At 68.0% G+C, this 19933-nt stretch carries 16 protein-coding genes; 9 read left to right on the top strand and 7 right to left on the bottom strand.

What is annotated here, in order from left to right:
• Positions 1 to 13: 13 nt before the first annotated feature.
• Positions 14 to 289 carry a hypothetical protein gene (locus AB0L70_RS27610; protein ID WP_363689088.1) on the bottom strand — a complete coding sequence of 92 codons (276 nt, stop codon included), beginning with the start codon at positions 287 to 289 and terminating at the stop codon, positions 14 to 16.
• Positions 290 to 706: 417 nt separating this feature from the next.
• Here AB0L70_RS27610 and AB0L70_RS27615 point away from each other — a divergent pair, with 417 nt between their 5' ends.
• A complete protein-coding gene (locus tag AB0L70_RS27615) occupies positions 707 to 4141 on the top strand; it encodes an error-prone DNA polymerase (protein WP_363689090.1) in 3435 nt (1144 codons plus the stop codon).
• On the opposite strand, the gene AB0L70_RS27620 is transcribed toward AB0L70_RS27615, so the two are convergent.
• Complete coding sequence (locus AB0L70_RS27620) at positions 4103 to 5020, bottom strand: pyridoxal-phosphate dependent enzyme (protein WP_363689092.1); 918 nt, start codon at positions 5018 to 5020, stop codon at positions 4103 to 4105. The genes AB0L70_RS27615 and AB0L70_RS27620 overlap by 39 nt on opposite strands.
• A gap of 76 nt (positions 5021 to 5096) precedes the next feature.
• Positions 5097 to 5873 carry an inositol monophosphatase family protein gene (locus AB0L70_RS27625; protein WP_363689094.1) on the bottom strand — a complete coding sequence of 259 codons (777 nt, stop codon included), beginning with the start codon at positions 5871 to 5873 and terminating at the stop codon, positions 5097 to 5099.
• Between the two features lie 179 nt (positions 5874 to 6052).
• Between AB0L70_RS27625 and AB0L70_RS27630 the strand changes: the two genes are divergently transcribed.
• Positions 6053 to 7723: a DUF222 domain-containing protein gene (locus tag AB0L70_RS27630; protein WP_363689096.1), complete on the top strand. Its 1671-nt coding sequence runs from the start codon at positions 6053 to 6055 to the stop codon at positions 7721 to 7723.
• Here the strand turns inward: AB0L70_RS27630 and AB0L70_RS27635 are convergent.
• A complete protein-coding gene (locus tag AB0L70_RS27635) occupies positions 7720 to 8199 on the bottom strand; it encodes a MarR family transcriptional regulator (protein ID WP_363689098.1) in 480 nt (159 codons plus the stop codon). The genes AB0L70_RS27630 and AB0L70_RS27635 overlap by 4 nt on opposite strands.
• A gap of 94 nt (positions 8200 to 8293) precedes the next feature.
• Here AB0L70_RS27635 and AB0L70_RS27640 point away from each other — a divergent pair, with 94 nt between their 5' ends.
• The 3 genes from AB0L70_RS27640 (at position 8294) to AB0L70_RS27650 (ending at position 11462) form a co-directional block, all read left to right on the top strand.
• Positions 8294 to 8881 (top strand): NADPH-dependent F420 reductase, encoded by a 588-nt coding sequence (locus AB0L70_RS27640; RefSeq protein ID WP_363689100.1) that lies wholly within the window; start codon positions 8294 to 8296, stop codon positions 8879 to 8881.
• Between the two features lie 119 nt (positions 8882 to 9000).
• Positions 9001 to 10302, top strand: coding sequence for a BNR-4 repeat-containing protein (locus tag AB0L70_RS27645; protein ID WP_363689102.1), 1302 nt, complete (start codon positions 9001 to 9003; stop codon positions 10300 to 10302).
• Positions 10303 to 10325: 23 nt separating this feature from the next.
• Complete coding sequence (locus tag AB0L70_RS27650; RefSeq protein WP_363689104.1) at positions 10326 to 11462, top strand: MFS transporter; 1137 nt, start codon at positions 10326 to 10328, stop codon at positions 11460 to 11462.
• Here the strand turns inward: AB0L70_RS27650 and AB0L70_RS27655 are convergent.
• A complete protein-coding gene (locus AB0L70_RS27655) occupies positions 11431 to 12012 on the bottom strand; it encodes a TetR/AcrR family transcriptional regulator (protein ID WP_363689106.1) in 582 nt (193 codons plus the stop codon). The genes AB0L70_RS27650 and AB0L70_RS27655 overlap by 32 nt on opposite strands.
• Before the next feature lie 81 nt (positions 12013 to 12093).
• Here AB0L70_RS27655 and AB0L70_RS27660 point away from each other — a divergent pair, with 81 nt between their 5' ends.
• On the top strand, positions 12094 to 13197 hold the full coding sequence (locus tag AB0L70_RS27660) for a serine hydrolase domain-containing protein (protein WP_363689108.1): 1104 nt from the start codon (positions 12094 to 12096) through the stop codon (positions 13195 to 13197).
• Here the strand turns inward: AB0L70_RS27660 and AB0L70_RS27665 are convergent.
• Positions 13166 to 14599: an alkaline phosphatase PhoX gene (locus AB0L70_RS27665; protein ID WP_363689110.1), complete on the bottom strand. Its 1434-nt coding sequence runs from the start codon at positions 14597 to 14599 to the stop codon at positions 13166 to 13168. The genes AB0L70_RS27660 and AB0L70_RS27665 overlap by 32 nt on opposite strands.
• A gap of 235 nt (positions 14600 to 14834) precedes the next feature.
• On the opposite strand from AB0L70_RS27665, the gene AB0L70_RS27670 reads away from it, so the two are divergent.
• Complete coding sequence (locus AB0L70_RS27670; protein ID WP_363689112.1) at positions 14835 to 15152, top strand: hypothetical protein; 318 nt, start codon at positions 14835 to 14837, stop codon at positions 15150 to 15152.
• 181 nt (positions 15153 to 15333) lie between these two features.
• On the opposite strand, the gene AB0L70_RS27675 is transcribed toward AB0L70_RS27670, so the two are convergent.
• Positions 15334 to 16626 (bottom strand): S8/S53 family peptidase, encoded by a 1293-nt coding sequence (locus tag AB0L70_RS27675; RefSeq protein WP_363689114.1) that lies wholly within the window; start codon positions 16624 to 16626, stop codon positions 15334 to 15336.
• Between the two features lie 58 nt (positions 16627 to 16684).
• Between AB0L70_RS27675 and AB0L70_RS27680 the strand changes: the two genes are divergently transcribed.
• A complete protein-coding gene (locus tag AB0L70_RS27680; protein ID WP_363689116.1) occupies positions 16685 to 19276 on the top strand; it encodes a CHAT domain-containing tetratricopeptide repeat protein in 2592 nt (863 codons plus the stop codon).
• A gap of 68 nt (positions 19277 to 19344) precedes the next feature.
• Entirely contained in the window at positions 19345 to 19929 is a 585-nt protein-coding gene (locus AB0L70_RS27685; protein WP_363689118.1) for a sigma-70 family RNA polymerase sigma factor, read from the top strand.
• Positions 19930 to 19933 lie beyond the last annotated feature (4 nt).

A 19933-nucleotide genomic window follows, 5' to 3' on the forward strand; every position in this document is an offset into this window, starting at 1 on the left:
GACAGAAACGGCCCTAGGACCAGTGGATCAGCGACATGTCCAGCGACCTGAATGGTGAGTCGCTGCGCGTCCGGCAAGCATGGGCTGCCGCATCGGCAGCGGCGCCGAAGAAGTCGACCGGCAGTCCGGCCGAGTGTGGATCCAGAGTCGCGCCGGTGCTCAGCAGCACAGGCTGAGCCAATTTCGCCAGCCGCTCTGCGGGTGGTGGACCCTCGCCGACGCAAGCAGTCGTACCGCAGCGTTGGTGCGAGCGCCACCAGCGCCGGCCATACCGGAGCGGCTTCGGCACCCGCGATGTCTTGCTCCGAGGAACCGGCCAACTCCATGAACAGCCGAAGCGCCTGGTCTCGGTCATCGGCATCCAAGGCGACGGCCAGTTCGTCGACGTAGACCAGCCAGCTCGCGACCATTTCGTCGCCGAGGAGATACGGCACCTCGTGAACAGCGATTCTGTCGATAGGTACGCCGGTCGCGGCTGCCTCCAGCGCGAGCGCTCCGCCGGACGACACCGAACACGTGCGCCCGGCCCCCGACCGCCCCGATAACAGCCGCAAGGTCCTCGATCTCGGCGTTCCATCGCGTACGGCGCAGTGTCACCACTGTCTCCACCCACTCCCGCCCGGAGCCGGTCTGATTACGGTATCGAACATTTGTTCTACTATTGCACTTGTTGGGACACCTGCGGTGACGATCGGGGAGGTGGCGTGTGGGTTACAACAATCCGCCGATCAAGTGGTCGGAGCTGGAGCGGAGGTTGTCGGACCGGTCCCGGCCGGGCAGCCATGGCGACCGCCCGGTGACGGCCGACGGTGGCGACAGCCCGGCCTGGTCGCAGCACCGCGGTCCGTATGTGCCCTCGAAGACCGACATCGTCCGCCCAGAGCAGGTGGTTCCCTACGCGGAGCTGCACGCCCACTCAAACTTCTCCTTCCTCGACGGCGCCTCCCAACCGGAGGACCTGATCGAGGCCGCGGTCCGGCAGGGGCTGCATGCGCTGGCGCTGACCGATCACGACGGCTTCTACGGCGCAGCCCGCTTCGCTGAGGCAGCGGCGGCGTACTCCTTGCCCACCGTGTTCGGGGCGGAGCTGTCGCTCGGACTGACCGGCCCGCAGAACGGCGTGGCCGACCCCGAGGGCAGCCACCTGCTGGTGCTTGCGGAGGGTCAGGACGGCTACCACAAGCTGGCCGGCGCGATCACCGAGGCGCAGCTGGCCGGTGGTGAGAAAGGCAAGCCGGTCTACGACCTGGAGGAGCTGGCGGCTCTTGGTGAGGATCACTGGATGATCCTGACCGGCTGCCGGAAGGGCCTGGTCCGGCAGGCACTGGAGCTCGGTGGGCACGCCAACGGTCCAGCCGCCGCCGGACGAGAGCTGGACCGGCTGACCGGGTTGTTCGGCAAGGACCGCGTAGTGGTCGAGCTGATCGACCATCACCTCCCCGCGGACACCACCCGGAACCGGATCCTGGCCGCCCTGGCCGCCGACCGCGGTCTCCCGGTAGTTGCCACGAACAACGTTCACTACGCCACCCCGGCCCAGCACAAGCTGGCCGCCGCGCTGGCCGCGGTCCGCGCCCGACGAGACCTGGACTCGATGGACGGCTGGTTGCCCTCGAGCGGGATGGCGTTCCTACGCTCGGGGGAGGAGATGGCCGCCCGCTTCCGCCAGTACGACGGAGCCGTTGCGCGCTCGGTGACACTGGCCGACCAGCTGTCCTTCGACCTGGCCCGGGCGAAACCGAAGCTGCCCTTGCGAGACGTACCGGACGGGCACGACCCGATGTCGTGGCTGCGGGAGCTGACTTTCGACGGCGCCGCGAAGCGGTACGGCACCCGCGAGCAGCGGCCGGACGCGTACGAGCGGCTGGAGCGGGAGTTGGCGGTGATCGAGGAGAAGGGCTTCCCGGGATACTTCCTGATCGTCGAGGACATCGTCCGGTTCGCGCACACCGAGGGAATCCTCTGCCAGGGCAGGGGATCGGCGGCGAACTCGGCGGTCTGCTACGCGCTCGGGATCACCGCGGTGGACAGCATCCTCTACGACCTGCCGTTCGAGCGGTTCCTCGCCACGACCCGGGCCGAGGAGCCGGATATCGATGTCGACTTCGACTCGGACCGCCGCGAAGAGGTGATCCAGCACGTCTACAAGAAGTACGGCCGCCACAACGCCGCCCAGGTGGCGAACGTGATCTCCTACCGGCCCAAGTCCGCCGTACGCGATATGGCGAAGGCGCTGGGGTATTCGGTCGGTCAGCAGGACGCGTGGTCGAAACAGGTGGACGGATGGAGTCCGGAGATCACCTCGACCGAGCACGACATCCCACCGCGGGTGGTGGCGATGGCGTCCGAGTTGCTGAAGTTCCCGCGACACTTGGGGATCCACTCCGGTGGGATGGTGCTGACCGAGCGTCCGGTCGGGGAGGTGGTGCCGATCGAGCACGCCCGGATGGAGAACCGGACGGTGCTCCAGTGGGACAAGGACGACTGTGCCTGGATGGGGCTGGTGAAGTTCGACCTGCTCGGGCTCGGGATGCTGGCCGCACTGCAGTACTGCATGGAGATGGTGCGCGAGCAGGTGGGGGAGTCCTGGTTGCTGCACACGATCCCGAAGGAGGAGGCCGGGGTCTACGACCAGCTCTGCCGGGCGGACTCGGTTGGTGTGTTCCAGGTCGAGTCTCGGGCCCAGATGGCGACGCTGCCACGGCTGAAACCGCGCAGGTTCTACGACCTGGTCACCGAGATCGCACTGATCCGGCCCGGCCCGATCCAGGGCGGTGCGGTCCATCCGTACATCCGCCGCCGGACCGGTGAGGAGCCGATCACCTATCTGCACCCGAAGCTGCAGCCGGTGCTGGAGCGGACCATGGGCGTGCCGCTGTTCCAGGAGCAGCTGATGCAGATGGCGATGGCGGTCGGCGAGATCGACGGCGACGAGGCCGACCTGCTCCGCCGGGCGATGGGCTCCAAACGCGGCATCGAGAAGATCTCGTCACTGAAGGAGAAGCTGTACGCCGGGATGGCGCGGAACGGGATCACCGGCGACCTGGCCGACGAGATCTACGCGAAGATCGAAGCCTTCGCGAACTTCGGGTTCGCCGAGTCGCACTCGATCAGCTTCGCCCTGCTGGTCTACTCCAGCACGTGGCTGCGGCTGCACTACCCGGCCGCGTTCCTGGCCGCACTGCTCCGAGCCCAGCCGATGGGGTTCTACTCACCGCAGTCCCTGGTCGCCGACGCCCGCCGCCACGGCGTGGAGGTGCGGCGACCACACCTGCACCTGTCGGGGATCGACGCCGGGCTCGAGCAACTGATCGACGGGCAGGAGTTGACCGGACCGACCGGGTCGGACCTGTGTCTGAAGGATCCGCAGCCGCTGGTCGGCCCGTTCGACCCGAAGGCGCCGGCCGACACCACGTTCCATCGCCGCGACGGTGCGTTCGCAGTCCGGCTCGGGTTGTCCGAGGTGCGCACGATCGGGACGAAGGGCGCGAAGCTGATCATCGAGGAGCGGGAGCGGGGTGGGCCGTTCACCGAGATGGCCGACCTGGTCCGGCGTACCGGTATCACCGCGGCGCAGGTCGAGGCGCTGGCCACCGCCGATGCCTTCGAGTGCTTCGGCCTGGACCGCCGCCAGGCCATCTGGGAAGCCGGCCGGGCCGCCGAGGAACGCCCCGGCCAACTGGCCGGCATCACCGCGGCCGGTCCACCACCGACCCTGCCCGGGATGAGCGACATCGAGGCCGATATGGCGGATCTCTGGTCCACCTCGATCACCACCACCAGCCACCCGATGCAGCGCGTCCGCGATCAGCTCCGCGCCGAAGGCATCCTGTCTGCGGCCGAGCTCCGCAAAGCCCCGGACGGAGCCCGCGTCCGCGTCGCAGGCGTAGTCACCCACCGCCAACGCCCCGCCACCGCCTCCGGCGTCACCTTCATGAACCTCGAAGACGAGACCGGCATGGCCAACATCGTCATCACCGTCGGCTGCTGGCACCGCCACGCCGCCGTAGCCCGCAACGCCAGCGCCATGATCATCCGCGGCCGGGTAGAACGAGCCGGCGAAGTAACCAACCTCTCCGCCGACCACCTCCAACGCCTCCCCCTAGCCACCCGAACCCCCTCCTCCCGGGACTTCCGATGACCCGCTGATCAGCCCGACGATCGTCGTACCGCCTTGAAACGCACCACGTCGTACCTGGTCGAAGAGGGCGTACATCATCTTTGCCTCGTACACCCAGTCCAACCGGAGACCGTGCCGTCCGTCGAAGTCGTTGATGAAGGCATCCAGTTCGGGGGTTCGCTTCGCGTAACCACCGAAGTGGTAGTCGTAGTAGAGGCGCCAGGTGCCAACGCGAGCGCCGTAGGTGGCCTGCTGGAGTCCGGCGATCTCGTTCTCGAGGAAGGTGCCGCCTTTCAGGACCGGTACGCCGACCACGACGTGTCGCTCGCTCACCCCAGCGGCGACGCCTGCCAAGGTCCCGCCGGTGCCCACTGCGCAGAACAGGACATCGAACGGTTCGGTGAGCTCAGCTGGAAGCTCTGCGCATCCCAGCACTGCGGCGCCGTTGCTACCGCCTTCTGGCAGTAAGTAGAAGTCGCCGAACTGCTGGCGCAGCCTGTCGATCACCTCGGCTGAGGTCTTGGCGCGGTAGGTGGTCCGGTCGAGGTAGGTGAGCCGCATGCCGCGGGCTGCGGCATACGCGAGTGAGGGGTTCAGCGGCAGGTGCTCTTCACCCCGTACGACGCCAATCGTGGTGAGGCCGGCGTAGTAGCCGAGGGCGGCGGTTGCGCGCAGGTGGTTGGAGTACGCGCCGCCAAAGGTCAGGATCGTAGTGTGGCCGAGCTCGCGGGCGGCCGCGAGGTTGTACTTCAGCTTGCGCCACTTGTTGCCCGGGATCTCCGGGTGAATGAGATCGTCCCGCTTGAGCAACACCCGAACGCCGGCCGCAGTCAGCCGGTCGTCGTACAGCTCCACCAACGGCGACGGAACCCGCAGCTCGATCACTGGAGGCACACCCACAGCCCCAGCATCACATGGCGACCGATGGTCCGGCCGTAATAGCTCCCGTCCGCATGATCACGCCGGATCACGTGGGTCACGTGAGGTGAGGGGTTACGAGGGTCCGGAGGTGGGGGTGGGTTTCAGGGGCAGCGGCGATCAGGCCCGAGGTGGTGTGAAGGGGGTTGCCGCGGAGGTCAGTAACAGTGGCGCCCGCAGCCTGGCAGAGGATGGTGCCGGCGGTGAAGTGGACGCTGTCGCGGAGGTTGCCGTCGGTGATGTACGCGGCCTGGCGGCCGATGGCGACCCAGGCGAGGATGAGGGTGGTCGAGCAGACCCGGAGCGCGAACGCCTCCCGGAGCTTCGCATCCGTCAGCAGTTGAGCCCCGATGAAATCACCCTCCGGCGGCGCGTCGATATCGACGTTCACCATCCGCGAGGTGGCGTCCGGAGCGGCCGGGGAATCGATCCCATCCTTGCGCACGGCAACCGTCGTACCGTCGGTCCAGAAGATCTCGCCGGTGAGCGGCTGAGCGACCGCAGCGACGTCCCCCGTGGGGCTTTGCAACGCCACATTCACGGAAAACAAGGGGTTCTGCGCCGCGAAGTTGAGCGTCCCGCACAGCGGGTCGACCAACCACGTGCGCTCAGCTTCACCGCTCGCGCCGTACTCCTCGCCAATCACGGCGTCATCGGGACGCTCGGCCTGGATCACCGCGAGGATGGCCCGCTCAGCCTCCAGATCCGCCTCGGTGGCGAAGTCGGTCGCCGACTTGTCGTACCGAGTCAGCGCCCCACCAAACTTCTGCCGCACCACCGCAGCCCCCGCCTCAGCCGCCTTGATCGCCACCTCGACATCACGCAGATCGCTCATACGCCCATCCAACTCCATCGGGATCCCAACGCGAACCCACTGTCCACGCGCGGCAAGCACCTCCGCGGTGCCTACCAGTTCTCACCGATCGATCTGGTGTGATGTTTCCCCTTGTGGATAAGGCTTTTCGGTGCGATCTGCATTTGCTTCACGAACGATTGATACATAGAGTCGATCACATGTTCGAGGAAGATCTGGCGACGCTCTCGACGGCCGACCTGCTGGAATCGGCCGCCGAACACCGCGCAGTCGTCAACCGCGCCGAAGCCCGGCTCCTCGAACATGCCCAGATCTACGCGGACCGCTACCATCCCGATAAATGCCCGACCCGTCCGGGCCGCCGCTCCTGCGACGGCCGCGAACGCCCGGTAGTCCTCGGCGGCGAAGGATGTCCCGAGATCGCCGAGTTCGCCATCGCCGAATTCGGAGTCATCCTCGGAATCTCCCCTCGCGTCGCCGCCGACTATCTCGGCCACGCCCTTGCCCTGCGACACCGGTTCCCTTTCACCTGGGCACGCGTCCAGGCCGGCGACGCCACCGCCTGGAAGGCCCGCCGGATCGTCGCCGACTGCACCAAGCTCTCCGAAGAGGCGGCCAGGTACGTCGACCGCCGTATCGCACCGATCATCGACTCGATCACCCCGTACCGACTCGAGAAGATTGTCAATGCCGCCAAGAACCACGCCGATCCAGAACTCGCTCGCGCCGAAACCGATGAGAAGACCCGCGAACGCGGCGTGTACGTCGGACAGTCTGACGACCGCGGCACCAAGACCATCTATATCCGCACGGCCAGCAGCAACGCCACCCGCCACGATGCCACCATCGCGAACATCGCCGACGCACTCAAGATCTTCGGCGACACCCGCCCCGTCCAACACCGCCGCTCCGATGCCGTCGGCATCATCGCCGACCCCTGCTACACCCAAGAACTCCTACGCCGAGCCCGCCACGAGGCCGGCAACACCCCAGCCGCGACCGCCACCGCGAAGACCGCACCACTGACTCCACCTGCAGGTCCGGCCGCCGGCCGCCGCGACCACATCGCACTCGGGCGAGCAGCCGATTCCCAGTCGTACGACGACGAACTGCTGGTCGACCGGACCAAGGACTGGATCGAGCCCGGCCTGAACGACGAAGCGGACCGCGAAGCGCCGCCGCCCAGTGCGACCGGCATGCCCGACCCTCTCGACACCCAACGCGCCACGCCGATCGAACCCTACGATCCCAACCTTCACCTGGATCTCGATGACGGTGAACCCATGGACGCCGCCGCCCAGCGAGCCCTGCACGCACGCCTCGCCCAGATCAAACACGACGCCTACACCAGCCCCTCCACCGCCGGTGGACGACTGCGCCCAGGCAAGACCGAGATCTACGTCCACCTCACCGACCACACTCTCGCCACCGGCAGCGGAGTACTCCGCGCCGAAAGCATCGGCCCTCTCCTCGCCGATCAACTGACCGAGCTCGTCGGCCACGGTCCGTACGTCGTGAAGCCCGTCATCGACCTCAACGGCGCCATCAGCGTCGACGCCTACGAGATTCCCGACCGGATTCGTGAGCGCGTCCGACTCGCCAACCCGGTCGAGCTGTTCCCATTCGGCACCCGCGAGACCCACCCCGGCATGGACCTGGACCACATCCAGCCCTACGACCCGCTTGGTCCACCAGGCCAGACCAACACCCAAAACCTCGCACCCCTGGGCCGGTACACCCACCGGGTCAAGACCCATGCCCCTGGCTGGAGCGTGCGCCGCATCGACCACAAGACCCTGGAATGGACCACACCCCACGGGTTCACGTACCGCGTGACTCCCACTGGCACCCGCCGCGTAGACACGCCTTAGTCGGCGTGGCTGAGGTGGCCGTTGGGGTCGAGGGTGGTGAGGATCGCTTCGGTGATCTTGGTTAGTTGGGTGATCTGGGTCGGGGTGAGGACGTCGATCACGTGGTCGCGGACGGTGTCGACGTGGCCGGGGGCAGTTGCCTGGATCTTCTCCCAGCCGGCCGGGGTGAGGCGGGCGTTGGTGGCACGGGCGTCCTCGGGGCACGGGAACCGCTCGATCAGTCCGCGGTCCTCGAGGCGCTTCACGACGTGGGAGAGGCGGGGGAGCGTGGAGTTCGTCCGGAGTGCGAGGGCGGTCATCCGCAGTGTCCGCTTCGGCGCCTCCGAGAGCATCGCCAGCACGAAGTAGTCGAAGTGCGTCAGCCCGGCGTCCCGACGTAGTTGGGTGTCGAGTACGCCCGGCAGCAGTTCGAGTACGGCGGCCAGTCGCACCCAGGCGGCGAGTTGGGCCTCGTCGAGCCAGCGCGGTTCGGTCATGACGAGATTCTCTCATCCAAATGGTTGTAGCTACAACCAACCTGCGCTACCGTAATGGTTGAACGCACAACCAAATCGAACGCAGGAGAGCGACATGACGCACGTCAGCATCATTGGCAAGGGCAACATGGGTCAGGCCATCTCGGCCGTCGCGACGCAGGGCGGCAACACCGTCGAGCTGTTCGACACCACCGACAAGGACCGTCCCGTCACCGGCGAACTCGTAGTACTCGCGGTGCCGTACCCGGCGCTCTCCCAGGTACTCGCGGAGCGCGGCGACCAGCTGGCCGGCAAGGTTGTCGTGGACATCACCAACCCGCTGAACTTCGAGACCTTCGACTCGCTGGTCGTGCCGGCGGACGGCTCGGCCGCCGCTGAGTTGGCGGAGAAGCTGCCCGAAGCCAAGGTGGTGAAGGCGTTCAACACCACCTTCGCCGCGACGGTCGCGACCGGACAGGCCGGCGAGGTGCCGACCACGGTCCTGATCGCCGGCGACGACGTCGAGGCCAAGGAGCTGCTGGCTGGGGTTGTCTCCCAGGGCGGCCTGCGCGCCGTCGACGCCGGTTCGCTGAAGCGCGCCCGCGAGCTCGAGGCGGTCGGATTCCTCCAGCTCACGCTCGCAGCCGGCGAGAAGATCGCCTGGACCGGCGGGTTCGGCCTGTCGGAGACCCCGGCCGCCTGATCCCACCGCCCGATCGGCCGCAGTGAAGCTGACCGCAGAAGACCACATGCTGGCAAACGTTTGCCGGATCCGGACATCGGAGCCCTGGGAGCGGCCGGGCGCTGACAGACTGTTGCGCCATGGGTGCTTCTCGGGTGATCAATGACAACGGTGCTTGGTGCTGGTTCCAGGATGAGCGTGCGGTGGTGGACCCGGAAGACCAGCTGCTGGTCGTCGGGTCCATCGCGGCGCCCGAAGGTCCGGGCGGCGCGGAGCGAGCCGGCAACGTCGAGCTGACCGTTGTGGATCTGCGGTCCGGTTCGACCGACATCGTCGTACTGCATGAGCAGTTCGAGGCCGACGATCACGATGTGCCGGCGTTGTGGCGGCGTGCCGATGGGCGCTGGCTGGCGGTGTACACGAAGCACAAGACCGATGACCTGACCCGGTGGCGGGTGAGTGAGCCGGGAGATCCGCGGACGTGGGGGCCGGAGCAGACGTTCGACTGGGGTCCGTACACGGGCGGTCGCGGCGTCACGTACTCGAACCTGCACCAGCTCGACGGACGGTTGTACTGCTTCGCAAGAGCGGTCAACGACGATCCGTGCGCCCTGGTCTCCGACGATGACGGCGATACCTGGACGTACGCGGGCAAGCTGTTCACCCGCCCAAAGGTCGGCTACGTCAACGGCTACACGCGCTACGTCTCAACCCCGTCGCGGGTCGATCTGATCACGACCGACCACCATCCCCGCGACTACAACAACTCGATCTATCACGGCTACCTCGAACGCGGCGCCCTGCATCGGAGCGACGGGACGGTCGTGGACCCAGCCGTGCTGGAGGGCGAGGCTCCGTCGCAGGTAGAGCTCACGACTGTGCTCGCGGCCGATTCAGTCTGGGACGGCGAGCCGATGACGCACTGCTGGACGGTCGACATCCGGCGTAGCGAGGACGGCGTACTCGCGGCTGTCTTGTCGGCTCGCCAGGACGCGCCGGAGAATCCCGAGGACGCCTTTGCGCGACGGCATCCGGTGCCGGATCACCGCTTCTTCTACGCCCGCCTCGCGCCGGGCGGCACGTGGCAAGTCCATCAGCTGGCCAAGGCCGGGCCGGGTCTGTTGGTGCATGAGAACGACTACACCGGCCTGGTCGCGATCGATCCGTACGACGTGGACTCGCTCTACGTCTCCACGCCGATCGACCCCAGGGACGGGACCGAGCTCGAGCATCACGAGATCTACCACGCGCGTACGGCAGATGCCGGCGAGAGCTGGACCTGGACACCGGTCACCGAGAACTCCAGCACCGACAACCTCCGCCCGATCGTCGCGCCGGGGGATCCCGCCCGCGTCCCGCTGTTGTGGTTCCGCGGTGAGATGACGGCATCCCAGCACTACGCCTGCGAGGTTGTTCTCGTGGACACTCCCAGACAGAGATAATACCAAGCGGTACTATCTCGCCCATGAGTGTTCCGGTCCGGCGGTTGTGGGTGGCGGTGCTGTGTGGGTATCTCGCGTTCGGTGCGACGCTGCAGGCGTTGCCGTCGTACGTGCCGGAGAGGTTCGGCGGGGGTGCGCTGGCGAGTGGCACCGCGGTTGGGATCGCGTTCCTGGCGACCGCGTGCTGCCGCCCGTTTGCCGGATGGCTGGCGGATGCCGGCTGGTCGCGTCCTGTCGTGCTGGCCGGGGGAGTGCTGACGGCCATTGGTGGCGTTGGGCAACTGCTTGCGCCTGGCCTGGCCGCCTTGCTGGTCGCCCGGTTGGTGATGGGTGCGGGGGAGGCTGCGCTGTTCTCGGGCGCATTGCCATGGGTGCTGGCCGGGACGCCGGTGGCGCAGCGCGGACGGTTGGCGGGATGGTTCGGCTTGTCGATGTGGGGCGGGCTGGCGGGCGGTCCGGTGATTGCCACGCTGGTGGGCGGCGACCGGGTCTGGTGGACCGTCGTGGGGCTCGCCGGATTGTCGGCAATCCTGGTGTCGACAACCCGCGCCGACCCCGGGCGGATCGAGCCGCTGGTCCGGATCCGCCGGATCCGCGATCTCCTGCCGGTCGGCGTACCGTTGCCAGGAGCAACCATTGGACTGGCGGCGTACTGCTACGGGACGGTCGCGGCGTTGCTGGTACTACGCCTGCGGGACGGTGGGATCGTGATAGACCACATCGCGCTGGCCGTGTTCGCCGGCTCCTTCCTGGTCGTGCGGTTCGCGGGCAGCCCGCTGGTGGACCGGTACGGCGGTCGCGCGGTGGCGGTCTCGACCGTGGCGATCGAGAGCGTCGCGCTGGTGGGACTGGCACTTGCTCGTGGTCCTGTGAGTGCGCTGGTGTGCATCGCGCTGGCCGGCCTCGGGATGGCGCTGGTCTACCCGGCGTGCGTGTCGATGACCCTGGATCGCGTGCGGGGGCTGCGTCCTGGGGTGTCGATGGGCGTGATGACGTCGTTCTGGGATCTGGGGGTGATGGTGGCGGGTCCGCTCGGCGGGTTGGTGGCCGAACGAGCCGGGTTCCCGGCCGCGTTCTTCGTGGCGGCCGGTTTCGCGGTGGCGTGCGTGGTCGTGTGTGCGGCGTTGCTCAGGCCGCGTCGAGCAGGGTCTCCACGATGACGCGCGCCTCCGCGCCTAGACCGGGGTCGCGCTCGACGGCGCTGATCAGCGTCGCTCCTTCGAGTACGACGACCAGCTGCCGGGCCGTGGTCCCGGGGTCGCGGACGCCGACCTCGGTCAGGAGCCGGGCGAACAGGTCGCGGTAGAACGCGAGGTGGTCCGCGGCGAGTCGCCGCGGGGCGCCGTCCTGGCCGCGGTCCTCGGTGGCCGCGTTCATCATCGCGCACCCGCGGAATCCGGCCTCGGCGTACCAGCTCGCGATCAGGTCGAAGACGGCCAGGATCCGGTCCCGGCCGGGCGCGGCCTGCTCGACCGCGTGGTTGTGCCAGGCGCGGACCCGGTGGGTGCGATCGGTGAGGACGGCTTCGATCAGGCCGTCCTTGGAGCCGAAGTTCTTGTAGATGGTGAGTTTGGAGGCGCCCGCCGCCTCCGCGACCTCGTTGATCCCGGCCGCGTGGATGCCGCGCCGGGTGAACACCTCAGCCGCCGCCGCGAGGATCCGGGCCTTCGTCGCCTCCGGGTCCAGTCGTTCTCCGGCCTTGACCGGCATACCGCACCACCTCCTGCAGACCAGAGTACCGATCGGTGTCATCTACTGGCACAAGATAAGAACGATCGGTACTATCAGTCCATGATCGATGGCTGGACAGCGGCAGGATTCGAGCCCGTGGCCGAGGCATTCGAGCGCAACTTCGCCGAGCGCGGTGAGCTCGGAGCGGCCTTCGCCGCGTACCAGGACGGCGAGCTGGTCGTCGACCTGTGGGGTGGTACGGCGGACCGCGACACCGGCCGGGCCTGGGATCGCGACACGGTCCAGCTGATGTTCTCCGGGACCAAGGGTCTCGCGGCCGCCTGCGTACTACGCCTGGTGCAACGCGGCCAGGTGTCGCTCGACGATCCCCTCAGTCGCTACTGGCCGGCGTTCGCCGCGGCTGGCAAGGCAGGCATCACGATTGGGGAGGTGCTGTCCCATCAGGCTCGGCTGCCGTGGGTCGAGGCCGGGTACGCCGACCTCCTCGACCACGACGTGATGGCGGCGCACCTGGCCGCGCAGGCGCCGGTGGCCGATCCGCGGGCCGCGTTCATGTACCACGCGATCACCTGGGGCTGGCTCGTCGACGAACTGGTACGGCGGGTGGACGGCCGGACCATCAGCGCATTCTTCGATGCGGAGTTCGCCGTACCGCTGGGGCTGGACGTCTGGATCGGATTGCCGGAGGAGCTGCACTGGCGGGCAGCCACGATGGTGGCGGCCGACGGAGTGCTCACCGCCGAACCGCTCCCAGAACCGCTCTTCAGGCCTAATCCGTTGCTGGTGCCTGGTGCCGAAAAGATCTGGAACAGCGTCGAGTACCGCAGTGCGGGGCTCGCCGCGGTCGGCGGATTCGCGACGGCCCGCGGGATGGCGCGCTTCTACGCGTCGCTGCTGGACAAGGTCGACGGCGTACTCGCACCCGCGATCGTCGAACTGGCCCGCCGGGAGATCCGGCGGGGGATCGAGCCGACGTGGGGCAGTGAGATCGCCTACGGTGCCGGCTTCGAACTGCGGACCGCTGCCGCCGATCCCGCCGACATGTTCGGTCATGCCGGAGCCGGCGGATCCCGGCACGGCGCGTGGCCGAGCCGGGGAACCGCCTACTCCTACCTGATGAACGAGGTGCGCGTCGGTCCAGACGACCGTCCGCTCACCTTGCTAGCCGCACTCAGCCGAGGTAGTCGCGCCAAGGACCGGTGATGGCGAGCGTGATACCGGGGGTCTGGATGTTGACGAACAGCACCTTGCCGTCCTCGGAGAACGTCGGCCCGGTGAACTCCGAGTCGTTCAGCATGTTCCGGGCGATCGCGTACGTCGGCCCACCCGGGGTCGCGCTCAGCACGTGGCTGCTGGCCTGACCGTCCTCGGCCAGGATCAGCGAGCCCCACGGCGTGACGGTGACGTTGTCCGGTCCGTCGAAGTTGAGGTCCTGGTACTTCGAGTCCGGAGAGTTCGCGGCGGCGTTCTCCGGGAAGTACGTGACCAGCTGGATGGTCCGGTTCTTGTAGTTGTAGAACCACACCATGCCGTCGTGCGGTACGCCGTCAACCGGCACGTCGGCCGTTCCGGACTCGGCGTACGAGTTCACGACATACACACCGTCCCGGGTGCCGAAGACGCCCTCGAACTTCTTGCCCCGGGTGATCTGGTCGTCGGTGAACTGCTTGCGGACCGACACCGACGCGCCGTCGCGGTCCGGCACCGGCACCCACGCGACCCGGAACGGCCGGAGCAGCTGGGCCGAGGTCAGGTACGCGACGTCCGGGATCGGCTTGCCGTCGTCACCGAGGATGGCCAGGGCCTCGAGCGTGCCGAAGTCCTTGTCCGCAAGGTCTTTCCAGCTCTTCGAGCTGAGCTTGTAGCCGCGCGGTCCGGACCAGCGGTAGAAGGTCCCGTTCGGGCCGGAGGCGTCCTCGGACAGATAGATGTGGGTGCGGTCCTCGTCGATTGCGAGGGCCTCGTGCGCGTACCGGCCGAGTGCCTTCAGCGGCGTCGGGTGCGAGGTCTTGCCGTCGCCCCAGACCTCGAAGACATAGCCGTGGTCCTTCAGCCGGGTGGTGCCGTTGGCCTTGTTCTCGGTCTCCTCGCACGTCATCCACGTGCCCCACGGCGTCGGGCCGCCGGCGCAGTTGGTGATGGTGCCGGAGATGCCGACCCACTCGCCGAGGTTCTTGCCGTCCCGGTCGACCGAGATGACCGTGCAGCCACCGGCCGCACCGACGCCGCTGTCGTAGACGGTGCCCTCGATCGGCGGTACGCCGAGCGGGTCGGCGGCACCGATCTCGTGGTTCTGGATCAGCAGGTACGTGTCGTGCCGGCTGCCCTTGAAGACCGCCGTACCGTCGTGCAGGGTCGGCGTCGGGTGACCGCTCTTGAGCTTGGTCTGGCCGGCCTGCGTGACGATCTTGTACTTGAACCCGGGCGGCAGGGCGAGGACACCCTTGGGGTCGTCGAGCAGCGGCGGGAACGGACGGTGCTGCGGGAACGGCTCGTGGTGCGACGACGGCGTCGCGTCGGCGAGGGTCGGTACGGATCCGACGATTCCGACGCCGGCCGCACCAGCGGCGGCGCCTCGTAGGACAGATCGACGTGCAACAGGCATGGCGGTCTCCTTGGTGCGTATGGTCAGGGTGATCCTTCAGGGAGTCGGCTGACATACGGCAAACACCACTTGAACAACTGCCAGGTAACCAGGGCTGCAACGAACCGAAGACGTACGGCGTCTACTGTGGGAGGTGATCGTGATGCGCAGAGTAAGCGTAATGGCCGCAACTGCGGTTGCGACTGTCCTGCTGGTTGCATGCGGCAACGAATCCGGATCCGGGGAGGAACCGTCGATGAATCCAGCATCACCCGACCCGACGTCGGAGCCCACCACCCCACCCACCCTGCCCGCCGACCCGGTCGAGCAGGCGAAGGCCGATCTGGCCGCGCGACTGCGGGTCGACGCGGCGCAGGTGACCGTGGTCAGCGCGGCCGAGGTGACGTGGAACGACGGGAGCCTCGGCTGCCCGCAACCCGGCATGTTCTACACCCAGGCACTGGTGGCCGGCTTCCACACGGTCCTCGAGGTTGCCGGCACGCAGTACTCGTACCACTCCGGCGCGGGCCGGGCTCCGTTCCTGTGCGAGAAGCCCCAAGAACCGACGCGCTGAGAATTTCTGAACTGGGGTGTATCACAGTCTGTCGTCGCGGACTCCGCACAAATGGGGGATGTCTCCAGGTTGCACCAGGGGGGATTGCGATCCGGAGGCTCGTCGGGGGGAGGGCTGACGCGGTACGGCAGGTCCGGTGGTCAGGCCGGAGTTCCGTACCGCGTCAGCGCACGACACCGGCCTAAGGCAGTGAAGCCAGCGCGTCACCCGGCCGCAGGACTGGGCCGACACCCGGCACCGCCTGCGTCAGTGCGAAGGCCAGCAACGCATCTGAAGCCTGCTTGGCGTTCTCACCGGTGACCGACATCCGTCCCGCGATCAGTGCGGCGACCAGTGGCGTCGCGAACGACGTACCACTCCACTGCGCCATCCCGGCGAAGTTTCGCAGTTCGTCGACATGAGGCGACTCGGTGCACTTGTAGGTGCCGGTGAGGAACGCATTGATCAGGTCCACACCCGGTGCGTAGACATCGACCCAGCCACCGAAGTTGCTGAACGACGCGCGATCCCGCCCGCTCGACGCCAGGGCTCCGACCCCGACACTCTCTGGGAAAGCGGCCGGCCAGAAATAGTCCCGGGTGCCTTCGTTCCCGGCCGCGGCGACGAGAGTCAGACCGTTGACGCGGTCCAGATGGGTCTGGACGAAGACGTCCAGACCGAGCGGCGGCAGATCGAAGCGCGTCCGCGTGCCGGCGGACAGGCTGATGATGTCCGGCCCCAGATCGAGCACCTCGTCGAGTGCGAGCGCCAGATCGAACTCCCACATCGCGCCCGTCGTGGTGAAGTAGCTCTTCACCACGACCTCGACATTGCGCGCGATCGCTCGCAGCACACCGGCGATGAACGTGCCATGACCGGCGTACGGCCTGATCTGCCCGGCTCCGTCGAACGCGTCCTCCGGGTCTCCGGTCACCCCGGCCAGCCAGTACGCCGCCGGCGCCTCGGACCAACCGACATCGAGTACGACGACCTTCACCCCGGCGCCGTCCGCCGCGCCGCCGGACACGAGCGGAGTCGGCAGGACCGGATCTGGCGGGGTCCCGGGCGCTACCTCCTCTGGTTCGGTCGCGGGACACGGACTCACGCTAGGAGTCACGTAGAACAGGTGTTCCGGAGTGACCACGCCCCGACCGAGTCGCAGGTCGGCGAACTGCAGATACGCCTGGGTGAGCCCTAGCTCCTCGGGCACACCCGGCGGGTACTTGTCGGGCAGATGCAGCCGGGTCACCCCGCCGATTCCGCCCTCGCCCTGCCGGCCGCCTCCGAAGAGCTCGACGACCCGGTCGACGTCGGCATCGCGGACGAGCACGGTGCCGGTGCGGTACAGGTAGTCGGCGCCCTCCTCGCGCCGCTGCCAGTCCCGCGGATAGACCTGGACGTCCTCGCCGTACGCTCGCAGAATCAGCTCGATCTGCTGGACGTATTTTCTGTCATCCGTTTGCTTTCCCCCGTTGTCTTTCCCCTGCTGAGCCATTTCCGGCCTTCCCCCTGGAATCGAATGAAATGGAGCATTCGGCCGTTATCCTTTCAGAGTGCCGACCGCCGGGGGGAGTGTCGCAGCAGAATCTTTGCTGCCGCTTGCACTGTCGAGGCCGCATGACGCGATCGAGGCAGCGCAGGCTTTGTTGCGCGCCGATCCGCCGGCCGCCGCGGCATCCCTGGCGCATCAGGCGATCGGCATCGCGGTGCGCCAGCTCGGCGATGTGCCGGCAGCGATCCGCGAACTGCGCAGTGCGTTGCAGCTCGCCGAGCTCAGCGGTCTGGCCGATCGTGAGGCCGACGTACTGGCAACCCTCGGCGCCACTCTTGGTCGCGCGGGTCGAAGCCGCGAGGGCTTGGCGAATCTCGACCGTGCCGTCGACCTCAGCCGCGGCGCCCTGACCGGACGCGTGCTCGTACGGCGTGCCGACGTACTGCTCGTACTGGGCAGGCATCGCGAGGCGTTGGACGACTTGCGGGCCGCGATCACGCGGTTGCGTCGTTCCGGCGATCAGGTCTGGGAGGCGCGGTCGCGGAACTATCGCGGCTTCATCCAACTCGCCCTCGGTGGGACCAAACGTGCGGACGCCGACTTCTCCGTCGCCGAACGCCTGTACGCCGCCACCGGCCAGGAGTTCGAGTACGCCGAAGCCCGGCAGAACCGTGGTCTGGTCGCGTTCTCCCGTGGTGATCTGCCGGCAGCGTTGGGATATCTGGACGATGCCGGAAAGCGCTTCGCGGCGGTCGGTGTGGTGTGGCCGGACCTCGCGATCGACCGTTGCGGCGTACTGCTTGCTGCCGGGCTCAGCACCGAGGCGTCGGCCGAGATGGATCAGGCGATCGCCCGGATGGAAGCCGAAGGTGCGCAGGCGACGAAGCGCGGTGAGGTGTGGTTCGCGTCGGCGCATGCGGCTCTGGCTACCGGTGATCTGCCGGCCGCGCGGGAGCGGGCGGATCGGGCTCGGCGGCTGTTCTCCGCGCAACGGCGCGAGTGGTGGTCGGTGCGGTCGTCGATGGTGCACCTGGAAGCGCGTTATCAGTCGGGCGAGAAGGGTCCGCTGCTCCTGCGACGAGTGGGTGAGGTGGCGCGACGTCTCGATGCACTTGGTGCTTCCGAAGCATCGGCCGCGCATCTGCTCGCCGGTCGGCTTGCGCTGGCCGATGGACGGACACGGATGGCGGATCGCCAACTGGAGTTGGCCGGACGGCGCAGCAAAGACGCGCCGCCGTTGGCTCGCAGCGCGGCCTGGCTCGGCAAGGCGTTGCGTTCAAAGGCCCGCGCCGATGTGCGCGGCATGTTGACCGCTTGCGGTCGCGGCCTCGACGCCTTGGACGAACATCGGCTGACGATGGGTGCCACCGAGCTCCGCGCGCTGGCGACCGGTCATGGCGCAGAGCTTGCCGAGTTGGCTTTGCGCGACGCGCTGCGGCGAGACGACGCGCGCAGCCTGCTGGCCTGGAGCGAACGCTGGCGCGCGACCGCGCTCACTGTTCCGCCGGTGCGACCGCCAGGTGACGAGCAGTTGGTCGGCGATCTCGCCGCCCTGCGAGACGTCGTACGGCGCCTTGATGCGCAGCCGGACCCTGCTTTGGAGAAGGAGCGGCGCCGGCTGGAGAAGGCTGTCCGGGAGCGGACGCTGCGGGCACACGGTGCTTCGTTGCGTGGGGCAACGACTCGGTTCGAGGTCGACGAGCTGGTCGGGGCACTGGGCGAGACGGTGCTGGTCGAGTTGATCGAGGTCGACGACGTACTGCAGGCGGTTGTGGTCCGGGACGGGGTGATCAGCCGGCATACGGTTGGGCCGATTGCGACGGCGGCGGTTGAGGTCGAGCGGTCGCGGTTCCGGTTGCGGTGGCTGGCCCATGGCCGGTCGCAGCGTGGTCCGTCGCTCGAGGTGCTCGGCGCGCGATTGGGGGCGGCGATTCTCGGGCCGGCGCAGGAGTTGCTCGGTGATCGGCCGGTGGTGATGGTCCCGCCGGGGCGGTTGCAGGCGTTGCCGTGGGGACTGCTGCCGTCGCTGGCTGACCGCCCGGTGAACGTCGTACCGTCGGCGGCGACCTGGTTGCGAGCGCGCCGGCTGCGGCCGCCGTCCGATCGGCGTGTGGTGCTGGTGCTCGGTCCGGGGTTGTCGGCGGGCAAGGTCGAGGTGACTCGGCTGGCGGCGCGTTATCCGGGCGCGACGGTGCTGGCGAACGGTGACGCGACCGCGGAGAAGGTGTTGCATGCCTTGGATGGTGCGTGGATCGCGCACATCGCCGCGCACGGCACGTTCCGGTCGGACAGCCCGCTGTTCTCGTCGCTGCGGCTCGACGACGGTCCGTTGACCGTGTACGACTTCGAGCGGTTGCGGCGGGCGCCGTACCAACTGGTGCTGTCGAGCTGCGATTCCGGCCTGGCCAAGCCGGTCGGGGCGGACGAGTTGCTCGGGTTGAGCAGCAGCCTGATCCCGCTCGGGGCGGCCGGGATTCTGGCCAGCGTCGTACCGGTGAACGATCCTGCGACCGTGCCGTTGATGACCGCGCTGCACGACAATCTTCAGGCTGGACAATCGCTTGCCGCTGCGTTCGCCGCGGCCCGGACGGCGGCCGCGGACGATCCCGTGGCCCTGGCAGCTGGGAGGTCGTTCGTCGCGCTGGGGGCTTGAACCGATGTATCACAACGGGCCGTACTGACTCCGTACTGATGAGCGGTCCGGTAGGAAAGGGGGATGACATGCGGGATGACCCGACTGTCGTCGACCTGGTCACCCGGGCCAGAGACGGCGACAAGGATGCCTGGGACGAATTGGTGGAGCGGTACGCACCACTCGTCTGGTCCGTGTGCCGTCGATACCGATTGACACAGGTTGACGCCGACGACGTCGGGCAGAGCGTGTGGTTGCGGCTGATCGAACACCTGCCGGGCCTGCGTGAAGCCGCGGCGCTGCCGGGCTGGATCGCCACCACGACGCAGCGCGAGTGTTATCGGCTGCTGCGGGCGGCGAGCCGGATCGAACCCATCGACCCGGCCGAGTCGAACGACGTGGTCGAGCAGGCGATCGCCGAGGAGGAAGTGCTCCGGTACGAACGCCGGGCCGCGATCCGGGCGGCGTTCCGCGAGCTGTCGCAGCGCTGCCAGGCGTTGCTGGCACTGCTCACGCTGGACCCACCGACGGCGTACGACGAGATCAGCCGGCGCCTGCAGGTGCCGATCGGGAGCATCGGACCCAACCGGGCCCGGTGCCTGGAACGACTACGCCGTACCCCCGCCCTGGCCTTGCTGGTCGCCGGGGGACCGGACGATGAGACGAGGAGGTGAGCGG

It is taken from the genome of Kribbella sp. NPDC051952 (genome assembly GCF_040680855.1).
Lineage (GTDB): Bacteria > Actinomycetota > Actinomycetes > Propionibacteriales > Kribbellaceae > Kribbella.

Bases quoted from the DNA above. Each gene is read 5' to 3' on its own strand.
- AB0L70_RS27625 (WP_363689094.1), bottom strand. From the start codon at position 5,873: ATGAGCGATCTGCGTGATGTCGAGGTGGCGATCAAGGCGGCTGAGGCG.
- AB0L70_RS27630 (WP_363689096.1), top strand. From the start codon at position 6,053: ATGTTCGAGGAAGATCTGGCGACGCTCTCGACGGCCGACCTGCTGGAA.
- AB0L70_RS27635 (WP_363689098.1), bottom strand. From the start codon at position 8,199: ATGACCGAACCGCGCTGGCTCGACGAGGCCCAACTCGCCGCCTGGGTG.
- AB0L70_RS27640 (WP_363689100.1), top strand. From the start codon at position 8,294: ATGACGCACGTCAGCATCATTGGCAAGGGCAACATGGGTCAGGCCATC.
- AB0L70_RS27645 (WP_363689102.1), top strand. From the start codon at position 9,001: ATGGGTGCTTCTCGGGTGATCAATGACAACGGTGCTTGGTGCTGGTTC.
- AB0L70_RS27650 (WP_363689104.1), top strand. From the start codon at position 10,326: ATGAGTGTTCCGGTCCGGCGGTTGTGGGTGGCGGTGCTGTGTGGGTAT.
- AB0L70_RS27655 (WP_363689106.1), bottom strand. From the start codon at position 12,012: ATGCCGGTCAAGGCCGGAGAACGACTGGACCCGGAGGCGACGAAGGCC.
- AB0L70_RS27660 (WP_363689108.1), top strand. From the start codon at position 12,094: ATGATCGATGGCTGGACAGCGGCAGGATTCGAGCCCGTGGCCGAGGCA.
- AB0L70_RS27665 (WP_363689110.1), bottom strand. From the start codon at position 14,599: ATGCCTGTTGCACGTCGATCTGTCCTACGAGGCGCCGCCGCTGGTGCG.
- AB0L70_RS27670 (WP_363689112.1), top strand. From the start codon at position 14,835: ATGAATCCAGCATCACCCGACCCGACGTCGGAGCCCACCACCCCACCC.
- AB0L70_RS27675 (WP_363689114.1), bottom strand. From the start codon at position 16,626: ATGGCTCAGCAGGGGAAAGACAACGGGGGAAAGCAAACGGATGACAGA.
- AB0L70_RS27685 (WP_363689118.1), top strand. From the start codon at position 19,345: ATGCGGGATGACCCGACTGTCGTCGACCTGGTCACCCGGGCCAGAGAC.